This is a genomic window from Sphingomonas sp. IW22 (assembly GCF_041321155.1).
In the GTDB taxonomy this organism is placed as follows: Bacteria; Pseudomonadota; Alphaproteobacteria; order Sphingomonadales; family Sphingomonadaceae; genus Sphingomonas.
Map to the genome: position 1 here is coordinate 14,340 of NZ_JBGGWB010000005.1, position 15,927 is coordinate 30,266.

18 protein-coding genes are annotated in these 15,927 nt (G+C 65.7%); 9 read left to right on the plus strand and 9 right to left on the minus strand.

Annotated features, from left to right (window positions below):
* Window position 1: 1 nt before the first annotated feature.
* Window positions 2-1,120, minus strand: a complete 1,119-nt coding sequence (locus ACAX61_RS15720; protein WP_370715674.1) for a tetratricopeptide repeat protein — start codon at window positions 1,118-1,120, stop codon at window positions 2-4.
* A gap of 113 nt (window positions 1,121-1,233) precedes the next feature.
* On the opposite strand from ACAX61_RS15720, the gene ACAX61_RS15725 reads away from it, so the two are divergent.
* The 4 genes from ACAX61_RS15725 (at window position 1,234) to uvrC (ending at window position 6,796) form a co-directional block, all read left to right on the plus strand.
* The gene (locus ACAX61_RS15725; RefSeq protein ID WP_370715675.1) at window positions 1,234-3,039 is read left to right on the plus strand and encodes a DUF885 domain-containing protein; all 1,806 of its coding nucleotides are present in this window, start codon (window positions 1,234-1,236) and stop codon (window positions 3,037-3,039) included.
* Window positions 3,039-3,698 carry a hypothetical protein gene (locus ACAX61_RS15730; RefSeq protein ID WP_370715676.1) on the plus strand — a complete coding sequence of 220 codons (660 nt, stop codon included), beginning with the start codon at window positions 3,039-3,041 and terminating at the stop codon, window positions 3,696-3,698. Before ACAX61_RS15725 ends, ACAX61_RS15730 begins: the two co-directional genes overlap by 1 nt.
* A 64-nt stretch (window positions 3,699-3,762) precedes the next feature.
* Window positions 3,763-4,827, plus strand: a complete 1,065-nt coding sequence (locus tag ACAX61_RS15735) for an alpha/beta hydrolase (protein WP_370715677.1) — start codon at window positions 3,763-3,765, stop codon at window positions 4,825-4,827.
* 49 nt (window positions 4,828-4,876) lie between these two features.
* Window positions 4,877-6,796, plus strand: a complete 1,920-nt coding sequence (uvrC, locus tag ACAX61_RS15740) for an excinuclease ABC subunit UvrC (protein WP_370715678.1) — start codon at window positions 4,877-4,879, stop codon at window positions 6,794-6,796.
* Between the two features lie 7 nt (window positions 6,797-6,803).
* On the opposite strand, the gene ACAX61_RS15745 is transcribed toward uvrC, so the two are convergent.
* The 5 genes from ACAX61_RS15745 to serS all read right to left on the minus strand — a co-directional run bounded on the left by ACAX61_RS15745 (window position 6,804) and on the right by serS (window position 12,297).
* Window positions 6,804-8,045 (minus strand): DUF2254 domain-containing protein, encoded by a 1,242-nt coding sequence (locus ACAX61_RS15745; RefSeq protein ID WP_370715679.1) that lies wholly within the window; start codon window positions 8,043-8,045, stop codon window positions 6,804-6,806.
* Window positions 8,046-8,144: 99 nt separating this feature from the next.
* Window positions 8,145-9,167: a potassium channel family protein gene (locus tag ACAX61_RS15750; protein WP_370715680.1), complete on the minus strand. Its 1,023-nt coding sequence runs from the start codon at window positions 9,165-9,167 to the stop codon at window positions 8,145-8,147.
* Window positions 9,164-10,225, minus strand: a complete 1,062-nt coding sequence (locus ACAX61_RS15755; RefSeq protein WP_370715681.1) for a peptidoglycan DD-metalloendopeptidase family protein — start codon at window positions 10,223-10,225, stop codon at window positions 9,164-9,166. The genes ACAX61_RS15750 and ACAX61_RS15755 overlap by 4 nt, the downstream gene beginning before the upstream one ends.
* Window positions 10,226-10,252: 27 nt before the next feature.
* Window positions 10,253-11,020, minus strand: coding sequence for a 5'/3'-nucleotidase SurE (surE, locus tag ACAX61_RS15760; protein WP_370715682.1), 768 nt, complete (start codon window positions 11,018-11,020; stop codon window positions 10,253-10,255).
* Window positions 11,020-12,297, minus strand: coding sequence for a serine--tRNA ligase (gene serS / locus ACAX61_RS15765; protein ID WP_370715683.1), 1,278 nt, complete (start codon window positions 12,295-12,297; stop codon window positions 11,020-11,022). Before serS ends, surE begins: the two co-directional genes overlap by 1 nt.
* A 95-nt stretch (window positions 12,298-12,392) precedes the next feature.
* Between serS and ACAX61_RS15770 the strand changes: the two genes are divergently transcribed.
* From ACAX61_RS15770 to ACAX61_RS15780, 3 genes are all read left to right on the plus strand, one after another.
* Window positions 12,393-12,833, plus strand: coding sequence for a host attachment family protein (locus ACAX61_RS15770; protein WP_370715684.1), 441 nt, complete (start codon window positions 12,393-12,395; stop codon window positions 12,831-12,833).
* 305 nt (window positions 12,834-13,138) lie between these two features.
* The gene (dksA, locus tag ACAX61_RS15775) at window positions 13,139-13,609 is read left to right on the plus strand and encodes an RNA polymerase-binding protein DksA (protein ID WP_370715685.1); all 471 of its coding nucleotides are present in this window, start codon (window positions 13,139-13,141) and stop codon (window positions 13,607-13,609) included.
* Window positions 13,610-13,706: 97 nt separating this feature from the next.
* On the plus strand, window positions 13,707-14,093 hold the full coding sequence (locus tag ACAX61_RS15780) for a PilZ domain-containing protein (RefSeq protein ID WP_370715686.1): 387 nt from the start codon (window positions 13,707-13,709) through the stop codon (window positions 14,091-14,093).
* Between the two features lie 54 nt (window positions 14,094-14,147).
* Here the strand turns inward: ACAX61_RS15780 and ACAX61_RS15785 are convergent, their stop codons facing one another.
* Window positions 14,148-14,303 carry a YdcH family protein gene (locus ACAX61_RS15785; protein ID WP_370715687.1) on the minus strand — a complete coding sequence of 52 codons (156 nt, stop codon included), beginning with the start codon at window positions 14,301-14,303 and terminating at the stop codon, window positions 14,148-14,150.
* Between the two features lie 161 nt (window positions 14,304-14,464).
* Here ACAX61_RS15785 and ACAX61_RS15790 point away from each other — a divergent pair, with 161 nt between their 5' ends.
* Together ACAX61_RS15790 and ACAX61_RS15795 are read left to right on the plus strand one after the other, a co-directional pair.
* Window positions 14,465-14,662 carry a YdcH family protein gene (locus ACAX61_RS15790; RefSeq protein ID WP_370715688.1) on the plus strand — a complete coding sequence of 66 codons (198 nt, stop codon included), beginning with the start codon at window positions 14,465-14,467 and terminating at the stop codon, window positions 14,660-14,662.
* A gap of 98 nt (window positions 14,663-14,760) precedes the next feature.
* Window positions 14,761-15,219 carry a DUF1465 family protein gene (locus tag ACAX61_RS15795; RefSeq protein WP_370715689.1) on the plus strand — a complete coding sequence of 153 codons (459 nt, stop codon included), beginning with the start codon at window positions 14,761-14,763 and terminating at the stop codon, window positions 15,217-15,219.
* 21 nt (window positions 15,220-15,240) lie between these two features.
* Here ACAX61_RS15795 and ACAX61_RS15800 read toward each other — a convergent pair whose 3' ends face one another.
* Together ACAX61_RS15800 and ACAX61_RS15805 are read right to left on the minus strand one after the other, a co-directional pair.
* The gene (locus tag ACAX61_RS15800; protein WP_370715690.1) at window positions 15,241-15,513 is read right to left on the minus strand and encodes an HPr family phosphocarrier protein; all 273 of its coding nucleotides are present in this window, start codon (window positions 15,511-15,513) and stop codon (window positions 15,241-15,243) included.
* Entirely contained in the window at window positions 15,510-15,917 is a 408-nt protein-coding gene (locus ACAX61_RS15805; protein WP_370715692.1) for a PTS sugar transporter subunit IIA, read from the minus strand. Before ACAX61_RS15805 ends, ACAX61_RS15800 begins: the two co-directional genes overlap by 4 nt.
* Window positions 15,918-15,927: the final 10 nt, after the last annotated feature.

Consider the following 15,927-nt stretch of genomic DNA (forward strand, 5'->3'; position numbering starts at 1 on the left):
CTCAGGTGGAAGGCAGTGTGGCCGCTGTCCTGTCGTTGGTGATGTCGATGATTTCGATTCCCTGCGCGCCGGCAGGCACCTTTATGTTGGATCCGGTCGCTACAATCCGCTCCGGTCGCCAGGTCAGACGCTCTACCCGGTAGATGCCGGGACTTGCCGCTGGCAGGTCGAGCGGGGCATATTGCCGCTGCCGCATCGCTTCCAGGAAAGGTGTGGTCCAGCCTCTGGACCGGCTGCCGCGCAGAACTTCCACCTCCGCGACCTGCCCGTTGGGCCGGATCATGAAGCCGATATCCGCCCACTGTATCTGAAGCGACGCAGTGACATAGGTGGGTATCGGCAGATCACCCATTCGTCGTTTGATGGCATTCGCCGCGCCGACTGCATCCGCATTGATAACCGGCACATCGTGGATGAGCACGGGAGGTTCGTCAGGATCAGTCCGAAGCGTCGATAAAAGTGCGTCGACCGCGCCTTCATTTCCGCGCGCCCTTGCCAGCTTGGCCCGGAGCACTGCGGCAAACTGCCGCACGGTTGGATCATCCGCAGCGGGCGAATTGATTGCCGCATCCAGCCGACGTTCCGCACTGCCCAGACTGTCTTGCTGAATATCGATTGCCGCGGCCCTGAGTTGGGTCAAAGCGGCCAGTTGGTGATTCCCGCGCCTTGAAAAGCCCTTTGTTGCCGCATCGAATTGCGCGCGAGCGCTGGACGGCTGATCCATCTGCATCCAGAAATCGCCGAGATGGATGGCGTTTGCCAACACCTGTGGATCATCGGCAGGCAGGTTTTCCTTTAATGTCCGGCTTTGACCTGTTGTCATCGAACGATAGCGGTCCATGTCGCCCATGTGCCGGTTAATGGTCGCATTCGCTTCGTAAAGCGCGGCGACCGATCGGGGGAAGCGCGCCGCTGCACCGGACTGTCGTGACAATGCGGCGTTGAGCGTGTCGCGCGCCTCGAAATACTGGCCTTGCTCAAACTGCGCCTCGGCATGGGCGATCGACAGGCGTGCGTCATCGGGGGTCGGACACTGACGTTCGATGCATTCGGTCAGCGCGTCTTCGGTGCGGCGTGCCCGCACGATGATTTCGGGATTGGCGGCGGCCTGCGCCAGCAAAAGGGTCAGGATCATCAATGTGACTCCTTGATTTTGCTGGCATTCAGGATGAGGGCTTTGCCTCAAAACGTCAATCGCATAGTCATGGGTGAAACCAGTTTCAGGGAGTGCCCATGCGCCGTCGCCAGTTCCTCGCCTCCGCCAGTCTCACCACCGCGCTTGCCGCATTTCCCGCCGCTGTTCGCGCGGCACAGGGCAATCGCGACGCCGACCTGCGGGCGATGCTGGACCGGTTCTTTTATGCTCGGCTGGAGGACAATCCGGAGGGCGCGACTTCGTTGGGCCTGGATACGGGCGAACGCGCGCATTTGAAGTCGAAATTGTCCGATGCCTCCCGTGCCGGACAGGCGCGGCAATTCGCACGGGCCAAGCAGGAACTGGCTGCGCTGAAAGCCATTCCCCGCGATCAGCTAGGCGACAATGCCAACCTTGATGCCGAGGTGATGGAGTACAGCCTTGAGCGGACCATCGCAGGCGAAAAGTTCGATTATGGCGCCAGCGCCGGCCGTTACGCCCCCTATGTGCTGACGCAGTTGACGGGCGCCTATCGCGACGTGCCCGATTTCCTGTCGAACCAGCACCGGGTGCGCGACGCGGCGGAGGCCGATGCCTATGTCGCGCGGGTAGAGGCGTTTGCCACGGCCGTCGATGCCGAAACGCAGCGCCAGCGTGAGGATGCGGCCAAGGGCGTGTTCGCGCCCGATTACATCCTTGACACGACGCTGAAGCAGCTCGGCGCGATCCGCGATCAGGCGCCCGCCGCGACCGGTCCCGTCACCGACCTGACCGCCAAGCTGAAGGCCGCGAACCTGCCCCCCGAACGCGCTCAGGCGGTGGAGAAACTGATGGCGGAGCGCGTTTTCCCCGCGCTCGACCGTCAGCGTGCGCTGGTCACCGACCTGCGCCGCCGCGCCACGCATGATGCGGGCGTGTGGCGCCTGCCGAACGGCGAGGCCTATTACGCCGCTGCCGCCAGCGCTGCCACGACGACCGAGCTGACCGGCGACGAGATTCATCGCCTTGGCCTTGAGCAGGTTGCGCAAATCAGCGGCCGTATCGACGGCATCCTGAAGGGGCAGGGCATGTCGCAAGGCACGGTGGGCGACCGTCTGGTCGCGCTGAACAAGCGGCCCGATCAGCTGTTCCCCAACACCGATCCGGGTCGTGAGGCGCTGCTGGAGGCGCTGCGTGAACAAGTCGCGGCGATGACTGCGCGCCTGCCCGAACAATTCGCAGTGCTGCCCAAGGCGCCGGTCGAGGTGCGCCGCGTGCCCGAAGCGATCCAGGCCGGGGCGCCGGGCGGCTATTACCAGTCGGCCTCGCTCGACGGGACGCGACCGGCCATTTACTTCATCAACCTGCGCGACACGTTCGACCGGCCCAAATTCGGTCTTGCAACGCTCAGCCATCATGAAGGGGTGCCGGGCCACCATCTTCAGGTCATGACCGCACTGGAAAGCGACGACATCCCGCTGATCCGCCGCCGGGGCGGCTATTCGGGCTATACCGAGGGATGGGCGCTCTATTCGGAGCAGCTGGCCGACGAGATGGGCATGTATGAGGGCGATCCGCTGGGGCAGGTCGGCTATCTCCAGTCGCTCCTGTTCCGGGCGACGCGACTGGTCGTCGATTCCGGCATGCACGCCAAGCGCTGGAGCCGGGAGAAGGCGACCGATTATCTGATCGCCACTACCGGCATTGCGCGCGGGCGCAGCCAGGGTGAGATCGACCGCTACACCGTCTGGCCGGGTCAGGCGTGCAGCTATAAGATCGGTCACACCGTCTGGGCGCGCCTGCGCGACGAGGCCAAGGAAAAGGCGGGCGCGAATTGGGACCCCAAGGCGTTCCATTCGGTGCTGACGCTGGGTGCCATGCCGCTGACCGTTTTGGAGCGGGTCGCGCGCGCGCGGATGGCCTGATGCAGGTCGAGGGCGATTATCGCAGCGACGGGGCCGCGCTGGTGCGTGGCCTCGTTCCGCCCGATATCTGCAATGCGCTGCTGCGCCAGTTCCAGCGTGAGCTGGACCCGGATGAGGCGGGGCTGAGCGCGCCCGCCACGGGATCGCCGTTGCTGGTCCGCGACGTTCCCGAAATCTATGGCTTTGCGTGGTCGCCACTGGTCGCGTTTCTATGGGGGCTGACGCCCGCAATCCGGTCAATCACCGGCCTGGATCTGGTGCCCAGCTATGATTATCTGCGCCTGTATCGGGAGGGCGATCTGTGTCGCGTGCACAGCGATCGCCCGTCCTGCGAACACAGCCTATCGCTGACGCTTGATTATTCGGATGGCGAAGTCTGGCCATTGGAGATCGGCGACTCGCCGTTGCCGGAACCAACAAAGCGCGTGACCGACGATTTCGAAGGCGACGGCTTTCGCCGGTTCGAAATGCAGCCTGGTGACGGCGTTCTGTATCATGGGGTGCACCGGCGACACGGGCGCGTCACGCCCAATCCCAATGGCTGGTCGGCGCACCTGTTCATGCATTGGGTCGAGCGGGACGGCGCGTTTGCGGATCAGGCGTTCGACGCCCGGCCCGAATATCGCCGTCCCGTCAATTTCCGTTTCGCCTCAGCGTGATCATATAGGATTGACATTGACCCTTTAACTCCGACTAATCCGCGTAGAGGATGAGGAGGGGGAAATGCGAACTCTGTTCGGATTGTCGTTGCTGGCTGCCCTGTCGCTGGCAAGCGGGACGGTTGCGTCGGCGCAGGTGACGACGCTGGTGCCGGAGAAAGTCGCTGGTGCGAAGCCGGTGAAGATCGAGCGGATCAAGGTGCATTCGGCGGCAATCGAAGGCAATCTGGAGGGCGAAAGCGCCGACCGCGACGTGCTGGTCATCCTGCCGCCGGGCTATGCCGCCAATCCCGCGCGCCGTTACCCCGTTGTCTATGCGCTGCACGGCTATTCGATCGGGGCCGAGCAATGGGCGACGGAAATCCATGTGCCCGCGTCGATCGAGGGCGCCTTTGCCAAGGGCGCGCGCGAGATGATCGTCGTGATGCCCGGCAGCAAGACGGTGCATAACGGGTCCATGTATTCGCGGTCGCAGACGACGGGCGATTTCGAAACCTTCATTGCGCGCGATCTGGTCGCCTATATCGACAGCCATTACCGCACCGTCCCCGCGCGGGAGAGCCGCGGCCTGGTCGGGCATTCGATGGGCGGATATGGCGCATCCCGGATCGGTATGAAGCATGCCGATGTGTTCGGCGCACTGTATATGATGAGCCCGTGCTGCCTGTCGCCGCGCGGCGCGATGGGGCTGGATGAGAAGGCCGAAGCCGCTTTCGCCGGCGTGAAGTCGATCGAGGATGCCCAGAAGCTGGGCTGGGGCCAGCGCGCGACACTGGCGGCGGCGGCGGCATGGTCGCCCAACCCGACCAAGGCGCCGCTGTATCTCGACCTGCCCTTTGGCGATGAGGCGCAGCGCGCCGATGTGCTGGCGCGCTGGAGCGCAAACGCGCCACTGGCGTTTATCGACCAGCATATCGCAGACCTGCGCCGCTACCGCGCGATTTCGCTGGATGTCGGTGACAAGGACGGGCTGGTCGGCGATGCGGGCAAGCTGCACGATGCGCTGAACCGCTATGGCATCGCCCATGGGTATGAGGTGTATCAGGGCGATCATACCAGCCATATCGGCGTGCGGATGCAGGAACAGGTGCTGCCCTTTTTCAGCAAGAATCTCAGCTTCCCGCGCTGATCGGCAGGCTCGCTTGCGGGTGGGGCCATCGGCACCCTAGATGGGGTCGATGTCCGCCCGCACGCCCGACCGTTTCAACGAGGAAACCGCCACTTACGCCGTAAAGGGTGCCGACGCGCCCGACCTTGAGGCGGGGGTGGCGGCGATCCGCAATGTCGTCCGCACATTGCCGACGCGGCCCGGCGTCTATCGCATGCAGGATGCGCGCGGCGACGTGCTGTATGTGGGCAAGGCGAAGGCGCTGAAGAACCGCGTCACCAACTATACTCAGGTCACGCGTCTGTCGAAACGGTTGCAGCGCATGGTCGCGCAGACGCGCAGCATGACCATCGTCACGACGAACAGCGAAGCGGAAGCGCTGCTGCTGGAAGCGCAACTGATCAAGCGCTATCGCCCGCCCTATAACGTGCTGTTGCGTGACGATAAGTCGTTCCCCTTTATCCTGTTGCGCGGTGAGCATGACTATCCGCGCGTCCAGCTTCATCGCGGTGCGCGGCGGGCGAAGGGCGATTATTTCGGCCCGTTCGCGGGCGCGGGACAGGTCCGCAAGACGCTGAACGCGCTGCAAAAGCTGTTTCTGCTGCGATCCTGCACTGACGGGTTTTTCAACACTCGCGACCGACCGTGCCTGCTCTATCAGATCAAGCGATGCTCGGCGCCGTGCGTCGACCGCATCAGTTCGGCGGACTATGCCGAGCTGGTGGCTGACGCCAAACGCTTCCTGTCGGGCAAATCGACCGAGGTGCAGGCGCGGCTGGGCGCACAAATGCAGGACGCGGCGGAGCGGATGGACTTCGAACAGGCGGCAGTGCTACGTGACCGGCTGAAGGCGCTGACCTTCATCCAGGGCACGCAGGCGATCAATGCCGAGGGTGTGGGCGACGCCGACGTGTTTGCGATGGCGGAGAAGGAGGGGCAGATCGGCATCCAGGCCTTCTTCATTCGCGGCGGCCAGAATTGGGGGCATCGCGCCTTTTTCCCGACCCATGTCGCCGACGTGCCGCAGGACGAGGTGTTCAGCCAGTTCCTGATGCAATTTTACGAAGAGGTGCCGCCCGCGCGCAACGTGCTGGTCGACCGCGATCTGGCGGAGGCCGAATTGCTGGCGGAGGCGATGAGCGAGCGGGCCGGATACCGCGTCGCGCTGTCGGTGCCACAGCGTTCGGCGCGGCGGCGGCTGATCGAACAGGCCAGCCGCAATGCCGTGGAGGCGCTCGACCGGCGGCTGGCTGAATCAACGACGCAGGCGCGACTGTTGCGCGAAGTGGCGGAGCTGTTCGGCCTGCCTGACAGCCCCGACCGGATCGAGGTGTACGACAACAGCCATATCCAGGGCACCAACGCGCTGGGTGCGATGGTCGTCGCCGGGCCTGAGGGGTATCGCAAGGGCCAGTATCGCAAGTTCAACATCAAGCGTGCGGAGACCAAGCCGGGCGACGATTTCGCGATGATGCGCGAAGTGCTGACACGCCGGTTCAAGCGCGCGCAGGACGAAGACCCCGATCGCGATCGCGGCGACTGGCCCGATCTGGTGCTGGTCGATGGCGGGCGCGGGCAGTTGAACGTGGCGATGGAGGTGCTGGAGGATCTGGGCATCGAGGATGTCTGTGTCGTCGGCATCGCCAAGGGGCCGCACCATGGGCGTGAGGGGCGGGAGGTGTTTCACCTGATGGACGGGCGCGAGTTTCAGCTGCCGGTCAATTCGCCAGTGCTGTTCTACCTCCAGCGCCTGCGCGACGAGGTGCACCGCTTTGCCATCGGCGCGCATCGCGAGAAACGGGCGAAGGCGATGGGCGCGTCACCGCTGGACGAAGTGCCCGGTATCGGCCCCGCGCGCAAAAAGGCGCTGCTGATGCATTTCGGCACTGCGAAGGCCGTGCGCTCCGCCAGTCTTGAAGATTTGCAAAAGGCGCCGGGCGTGTCGCGGGCAATGGCGCAGCAGGTCTACGACTTTTACCACGCGCGCTGACCAAGGGTCAGCCGCCCGCCAGCGCGCTGGCCGCCCTTCGCACAGCATGCCGATCCGCTTCCATCGACAACGCTTCCTCCGCCCGGCGCAGCGCATCCACGCTCTGGTCGCGGGCGGCATTGGCAAAGGCCGGAACCAGCCGCGCCCATGCGGTCAGCGTCTTTTGCAGCCGCACGGCAACCTCCACCGTGCTGGCGCCGTCACGCGCAATCGCGCGGAAGGCATCGGTCGCTAAGTCCTCTATCGCGATGGCGGGTACGATCACCTGATCGTCGTCGCCGTACAGGGTGTCGCCTTCCAGCGTGGCCAGCTTGTCCAGCACCCGCAACTGAGCGCCCAGTACCGAGATCGCGGTGCCCGGATCGTTCACCGCCGGCGACAGCGCGCGCGACGCGATTTCACTCAGCACGATCAGGCCGAAGCGCGGGTCGTTGTCGAAACTGCGCTCACGGTCGATGCTGATGGCGTCGATCACGTCCCCGTCGGCTTCGTCATTGTCGCTGTCGATCCATGCCAGCACCCGGTCGGGATCGACGAACATGCCTGGTAGCACCGCCAGGAAAATCCGGCCGCCGCAATCCTCGCTGCATTCGCGCAGCGCGCTGGCATCGATATGGGTGACATAGCCGATCTTGTCGCACCGCAATGGCCGGGCGCCGGGCGGAATGTCCGGCATCGCGCGGGCGGCGGGGCGCGGGCGGTGAGCGATAGACTCGACCGCCGCGATGGCGGCGCATTCGACGCGGCGGATGGTGTCGTGCACCCGGCCCAGTTGCGACAGATAGCTAATCCAGCGCAGCAGCGTGATGACGATCATCAGAATGACCGCGACCGTGCCCCCGAACAGCAGCACGCGCCCCTGTTCGCCGTAAAAGCCGGTGGACAGCGCCACGATGCCGACAATCGCGAACAGGAACCCGCCCAGAAAAGTGGAAAGCGCGTTTTGCGACGCGCTGTCCTCAGACAACAGCCGCACCGCGCGCGGGGTGACGTTGGATGTCGCGGCGCTGTAGGCGGACACCATCGCCGTCAGCGAAAAGGTGGTGACGGCCAACATGCTCGACGCGATGATACTCAGGATATTGTCGACCGCCGGGCCGCCGATGCTGGCGCTCAGTTCATACGGGATGAACGGCGCGATCATCGGCGCCAGCAGCGCCAGCACCACTGCCGCCAGCGAATAGGCGGCGGCGCGGAACCACAGGCGGCGGCTCAACAGGCGCCACAGCCATGCCGTGCGGCTCATCATCGGGCGGGACAGGCGGGGGCGATCATGCTGGCCGAACCCTCGCACGAACGCACCGGTTCCCCAAGCAGCTTGCGCGTCGGATCCGGCGCAACCGGGCGATCAGCCGCCCGCACGCCGCGCGACGATTTCGACGATGACGTCGCCTTCGCGGATCGAACGCGCTTCGGGATCGAAAAAGCCGAACGGCCGCCCGTCGCGATACAGCCGCACGCCAAGGCCGGTCTGAAGATTGGTCAGCGGCTGTCCGATTTCATGCGCGGCGGGGCGCCGTTCGGCCAGCTGGACGCGCCCGTCATAGCTGGCCAGGTCCATCATGTAATCGGCGACATGGCTGCCGCTGCACGAACTGGCCAGCAGCAGCCCGGCAAAGCTGACCGGGTTGATGACCGTCGTGGCACCCGCGGCGCGGGCGGGCAGTTCGTTGTCCTCTGCCTTGACGATCACGCTGATCGGCAGATCGGGGGCCAGATGGCGCGCGGTCAGCGTGATCAGGATCGAGGTGTCGTCGCGCCCCGCCGCGACGATCAGCGAACAGGCGCTGGCGACGCGCACGTCCATCAGCGTCTGGTCACGCGTGGCGTCGCCCAGCAGCACCGCGCAGCCCAGCTTTTCCGCTTCGCTCAACCGGTCATTGTCGCCGTCGATCACGACGATCGCGGTCGGGTCCCGCCCGCGCGCGACCAGTTCGTCGACGGCCTCCGACCCGGTCTTGCCGAAGCCGGCGACGACGATGTGGCCGGTCAGCTCACGCTGGATGCGTGCCATGCGCCACTTCTCCCATGTGCGCTTCAGAACGAAATCATAAGTGGTGCCGATGAACAGCAGCACCACGAAAATGCGGATCGGCGTGACGATCAGCGCGTCGAACAACCGCGCGCGTTCGGTCACGGGCGCGATGTCGCCATAGCCCGTTGTGGTGATCGAGATGAAGGTGAAATAGACGACATCGACGAAGCTGACCTGCCCGTCGAAATTGTCGCGCAGCCCCGCCCGGTCGAACCAGTGGACACCGATGGCAATGCCCAGCAGCGCCAGCACGGCGGTTACCCGCCAGCCGATCGACAGCCAGATCGGCAGTTGCGAACGCCGGGTCAGCGTGCCCGGGGCACCACGCCGGATCATCGGCGCGGCAACCGGCTGACGGGATCGACGGGGGTTCGCCCGTCGCGAATCTCAAAATGGAGCTCCGGCTGGTTGGCGGCGCCGGTGTCGCCCGACAGCGCGATAGTCTGCCCGCGCTTCACCGACTGGCCGCGCTGGACCAGCAACTGGCCGGCATGGCCGTAAACCGATGCCAGCCGACCGCCATGTTTCAGGATGACCAGTCCGCCCAGCGACGGAATGTCGCTGCCGGCATAGGCCACCACGCCGTCGGCGGCGGCGGTGACGGGGGTTTCTAGCGGCACGGCGATCTTGATCCCGTCATTGCGCTCACCGCTGGCGCCGGGGCCGAAGCGGCGGACGACCCGGCCGCCCCCAACCGGCCAAGCAAACCCGCTGGTCACGCGCGTCGGCTCCCCAACGGCTGCGGTAGAGGGCAGCACGCGGCGCGCGGTGGCGACCGGGCGCGCGGGTGCGGCGTTTTCGGCAATTGCGGGCTGGCTGCCGGTCACCAGATCGTCAATGTCCAGACTGAAGGCGGCGGCGCGTTCGGCCGCGCTGCGCGGGATCGAATCGACCGGGATCAGAACACGTTGCCCGGTGCGGAGGATATAAGGCTCCTCCAGCCTGTTGGCATCGACGATCCGTGACCATTCGACGCCATAAGCGCGCGCGATGGCGATGCCCGTCTGTCCCGCGCGGACCAGATGCCAGCGCCCGCCGGGAACCGACAGCCTTTGCCCCGGATAGATGGTGAAGGGCGGGGACAGCCCGTTTGCCCGCGCAATCGCTTCGGATGCGGCGCCCGTCCGGTCCGCGATGCGGCGCAGGCTGTCGCCGCGCTGGACGACATAGGTGCTGGGCGCGATGGTGCGGGCATCGGCCTGAACCGGGCGCGCTTCCCAGGCGGGCGGCGGGGCGGGCAGGGCGCGGACCTGTTCGCCGGGCTGCCGCCGCGCGGGTTCGGGCCGGGGCGTGGCCGGTTGCGGTCGAGCGACCGTCGGCGGAGAGCGCCCCTCCGGCACCAGGCAGCCGGCCAGCAGCATCGGGAAACCGATCGCTCCCGCCGTTCGTGCCATGCCTCCCATCGCGCCCACTTTCATGGCTCAGTCGCGATAGGCCGCGGTCAGCCGGTCCATCGACTCGCGATGCGTCAGGTCCAGATGCAGCGGCGTCACCGCGATGAAACCGTCCTGCACCGCTTCCAGATCGGTCGAATGGGCGGGCGTTTCGACCGTGGGGCCAAGCGCAAACCAGTGATATTCATATCCGCGCGGGTCGCGGTTCGACACGATCTGCAACCGGCCATAATCGCGCAGCCCCTGTCCCACCACACGCACGCCCTTCACCTGATCGGCGGGCAGGGCGGGGAAGTTGACGTTGACCAGCGTGCGCGGCGCCCAGGGCATGTCGACCAGCGGCGCCAGCACCCGCGCACCCCAATGCGCGGCTGCGTCGAAGGGAACGGTGTCGCCCATCCCCTCACGCGCATAGACCTGGCTGAACGCGATGGATCGCACGCCCGCCAGCGCCCCCTCCATCGCGGCGGACACCGTGCCTGAATAGGTGACGTCTTCCGCCAGATTGGCACCGCGATTGACGCCCGACAGAATCAGGTCGGGCGGACCGTCGGCCATGATCTTGGCCAGCGCCATCATCACCGCATCGGTTGGCGTGCCCGACACCGCAAAGCGCCGCTCGGCGAAGCAGCGGATTCGAAGCGGGCGGGTCAGCGTCAGAGAATGGCCCGCGCCCGACTGTTCCTCGGTCGGCGCGACCACCCAGACGTCGTCGGAAAACTGCGCGGCAATGTCCTCCAGCACCTTCAACCCCGGCGCATGATAGCCGTCGTCGTTGGTGACCAGAATACGCATCAGCGCGGCTCCAGCAGCTCGACGCCGCCCAGCCAGGGCCGCAGCGCCTCGGGCACGGCCACCGATCCGTCGGCCTGCTGGTAATTCTCGATCACCGCCACCAGCGTGCGCCCGACCGCAAGGCCCGATCCGTTCAGGGTATGGACAAAGCGCGTCGCCTTTTCGCCCTCAGGCCGGAAGCGCGCGTTCATGCGGCGCGCCTGAAAATCGCCGCAGGTCGAGCAGGACGAAATCTCGCGATAGCGATCCTGTCCGGGCAGCCACACTTCAAGATCAAAGGTGCGCGTCGCCGAAAAGCCCATGTCGCCGGTGCACAGCTTCATCCGGCGATAGGGAAGGCCCAGCCGCTCAAGGATCGTTTCCGCCGCGCGCGTCATCCGTTCATGCTCCTCGTCCGACGCATCGGGGGCGGTGATCGACACCATCTCCACCTTGTCGAACTGATGCTGACGGATCAGGCCGCGTGTGTCACGCCCCGCCGCGCCCGCTTCCGAGCGAAAGCACGGCGTCAGCGCGGTCAGACGCATCGGCAGCGCCTCAGGCTGCAGGATCGCCTGTGCGACGATGTTGGTCAGGCTGACTTCCGCCGTCGGGATCAGCCAGCGGCCATCGGTGGTGCGGAACAGATCCTCGGCGAATTTCGGCAACTGGCCGGTGCCGAACAGCGCCTCGTCACGCACCAGCACGGGCGGCACCACTTCCTCGAACGCGAAGTCGCGCGTCAGCGTGTCGAGCATGAATTGCCCCAGCGCCCGGTGCAGCCGTGCCGCCGCCCCCCGGATCAGCGTGAAGCGCGCGCCCGACAGCGCCGCGCCCCCTTCGAAATCGAGGCCCAGTGCGGGGCCGAGATCGGCGTGGTCGCGCGGCGTAAAGGTAAAGGCGGGTTTTTCGCCTACCGCCTTCTGCTCGGCATTGTCGTCCTCGTCCGCGCCGTCGGGCACATCGGCGGCAGGCAGGTTGGGAATGGCGGCCAGTTGTGCGTCCAGTTCGGCAGTGAGCGTGCGCTCCTCCGCCTCAAGCTCCGGCAGGCGGGTCTTGAGCGTCGCGACTTCCGCCATCAGCGCTTCGGCAGCGGCGTGATCGCCCTTGCCCTTGGCTGCGCCAATCGCCTTTGACGCTTCGTTGCGGCGGGCCTGTCCCACCTGAAGCTCGGTGACGATGGCGCGGCGGCGCTCGTCCAGCGCCACCAGATCGGCGGCGATGGGCGACAGGCCACGGCGTGCCAGCGCGGCGTCGAAGGATTGCGGGTTTTCGCGGATCAGGCGGATGTCGTGCATGTCCGCGCTATGGCCCGGCCGCCCCCGCCAGCGCAACCGGGAAGGCGTCCGGCGCGTTGATCGGGGGATTCGCAAACACGAAAAGGAGAAACGCGATGCAGATCCCCCATCAGGCTTTCGTGGTGGTCGCCGACGGGCGCAAGATGCTGTTCTTCCGCAACGAGGGCGATGCCGAGCATCTGAACCTGGTGGTTGAGCGCGTGCGCGAACAGGATAATCCATCGGACGGCGAACAGTCGACGGATCGTCCGGGCCGTGCCTTCTCAAGCGTGGGTTCGGGGCGCAGCGCGTATGAGGAAACCGATTTTCACCAGCTGGAGGAAGATCGCTTCGCGGCGGAAACCGCCGACCTGCTTCGCAAGCGGGCGCTTCGCAACGATTTCGACAAACTGGTTATCGTTGCCCCGCCCCGGACGCTGGGCGAGCTTCGCAAGCATTACCACAAGGAAGTTGCCGACCGGCTGGCGGGTGAACTGGACAAGGACCTGACCGGCCATCCGGTGCCTGAAATCGAAAAGGCGCTGGCCGCCGCCTGAACCTGTGCCCCTGCGGCGGGACCCTTGCGGGTGGCGCCGTTCGATCCGGCGGGCGGGCGCATTGCGCCTCCCGCCGGTGGGCCGTTCTTGCGCTCAACCCGCTTTATGCAAGGCGAAATTCGCGCAACATGTTCAGCGCAGGGCAATTCACACCACGCTATTACGGCGCAATCGTCCGCAACTGGCGGATTTTGCGCGCTTGTAGTGGGCGTTGGCGCCTTCTATAGGCGCAGCCCAAGGCAAGAGGTCCCGGACGTCCGCGGCATGGGGGTGCCGCGCCGGCCGTCCCGGTCTTGGAGAGTGGCATGGCGACTGCGTTGGATCGTTTCGAGAAGCCCGGCAATGCCGAGGAAGTGCCTGCGTCGATTGGTGACGGGACGGGTTATCGCCCCAGTCCGGACGAACCGTTCATGAACGAACGGCAGCAAGCCTATTTCCGGGCCAAGCTGCACGCGTGGAAGGACGCGATCCTGAAGGAGGCTCAGGCGACACTGGGGCAGCTTCAGATCGACTCGCTGCGTGAAGCCGACCTGACCGACCGCGCGTCCAGCGAGACCGACTGGTCGATCGAACTGCGCACCCGCGATCGCCAGCGCAAGCTGATCTCCAAGATCGACGCTGCGCTGCGCCGTCTGGACGAGGGCGAATATGGCTATTGCGAGGTGACGGGCGAACCGATCAGCCTCGCACGCTTGGAGGCCCGACCGATCGCGACCATGACGGTGGAGGCGCAGGAGCGGCACGAGCGCAACGAAAAGGTCTCCCGCGAAGAATAGGGCCGGACCATCGCGGACACAAATTAACGGTTTGGACACCGATTGTTGATGTAAGCGACTGGAACACCGTTCCTGTCAGTCAACTCGAAGTGCCGCGATGGACCGTTATCAACCCGATCCCAACGAAGAGGACGCTTACGCGGCCAAGCGTGCTGCGGCGCGTGACAGTTTGTTGCTGGCTGCGGCACTGCGGATCAACGGCGTCGAACATAATGTCCGCGTCCGCAATCTGTCGGCGGGCGGGCTGATGGCCGAATATCCGGGTCAGGTCGAACTGGGGCAGCCGCTTAGCATCGACGTGCGCGGCATCGGCTGGGTCGAGGGGCGCGTCGCGTGGGCCACCGATGGCCGCGTCGGCATCGCCTTCTCGGCTCCGGTCGATCCCAAGCTGGCGCGCAAGCCCGTGGCCGCGAAAAAGACCAGCGACAACAAGGGCTGGCTGCATGTCTATCCGGCGGCAACGCCGCCCGTCGTCAAACGCTGATCGCCGCGCCGGTCCCGCACCGTCGATGAACGGCGCGGGTGGCGTGCTGCGGCGTCAGATCGACGCAATCTCTTCCTTGACGCGCAGCTTGCGACGCTTCAATTCGCCCAACAACGCCTGATCGGGCAACGGTCGCTGGGTTTCGGTCGCGATGCGGCGATCCAGCGTGGCGTGCTTGGCTTCAAGCGCGTTCATGTGCGAGGTCTGCATTGCTGCGGTCTCCTTGCTCTTCAGTTGGGGGTCTTGGAGTAAATCACCAATCGACCTGCTTGTCGCGCCCCAATCGCCATGCGACACGATATGTCGAACCGATTTGCGCGCCGGACGGTTCGTCGCGCGATTGTTCGAGCAGGCGAGGGGGGCGACCAGCCATGGATGAGGGCGAACTGAGCCGCCGACTCGAATTGTTGCGGGTCGAGCATCGCGATCTGGACGATTCGATCTCCGCATTGCGCGAGTCGGGTACGGGCGACCAGCTTCAGCTGGCCCGCTTGAAGAAGCGCAAGCTGCGCCTGCGCGACGAAATCGCCCGGATCGAGGACGAACTGGTACCCGACATCATCGCGTAGCGGGCGGCTCGCGACAAAGCGCGCCAGTTCGGGACAGGCCGTGCATTGCCACTAAAACAGGTGTTTCGCGCGACTTTCGGTCATGGCATCGACAACGGATGTTCCATGAGCCTGCAGCCCGTTTCGAGCGTCGCCTGATCGACAGCCTTTATGCCGAGGCACTGCTGTTGGCGGACGATACACGCGATTACTTCGACGGGTCGGGACGGGCCGAGCGCGACTCGCTGGCGCCGTTGGAACGCGTTTCGCTGTCGTGCGAGTCGCTGCGGGTCACGACGCGGCTGATGCACATCATCGCCTGGCTACTGACGCAACGGGCGGTACTGGCGGGCGAACTGGCCCCATCTGACGCGTTGGACGGAACAAGGCGGCTGGGCGAATCGCCCGCCAGCGATCCGGTCGCGCTGGCGCGACTTCCCGAACGTGCAAAGGCGTTGGCGCTGGCCAGTGCGCGGTTGCACGACCGGGTGGCCCAGCTCGATTCGGCTCAGGTCAGTGCCGTGCCCCCCGCCAGTCCGGCGCGAGTGATGATGGAGCGGCTGGCCGGCGCCTTCTGAACCGCGCAGGCACGATCGCCCTCAATCCTCGCCGAAGCGTTCCTCGACCAGCTGGCAAAGGGCCTCCACCGCATGTTCGGCGGTGCTGCCGTGCGCGCTGATGGTGATTTCGTCGCCCATCGCCGCGCCCAGCATCATCAGGCCCATGATCGACGTGCCGGTCACGCGCGATCCGTCCTTTTCGACCATGATCTCCGTCGATTGGGCAGAGGCCAGCGTCACGAACTTGGCACTGGCGCGGGCGTGCAGGCCGCGGCGGTTGGTGATGCGGACCGTCCGGCTGACGGCGGTCATGCGGCAGCCTCGCCCAGCACTTCGGACGCGACGGAGATATATTTGCGGCCCGCTTCTCGCGCAGCGGCAACGGCGTCGGTCACCTTCATCGTCTTGCGCGCGCCGCCCAGGCGGATCAGCATCGGCAGGTTGATGCCGGCGATCACCTCGACCCGGCCCGTTTCCAGCAGCGAAATCGCCAGATTGGAGGGTGTGCCGCCGAACAGGTCGGTCAGCACGATCACGCCACGTCCGCCATCGACCTCAGCGATCGCGCGGGCGATGTCGGCGCGCCGTTCCTCCATATCGTCCTCAGGGCCGATACAGATGGTGGCAATCGCGTCCTGTTTGCCGACGACGTGCTCCATCGCGACCACGAACTCTTTGGCAAGGCGCCCGTGGGTCACAAGGACCAGGCCGATCATGGGAGTTTCC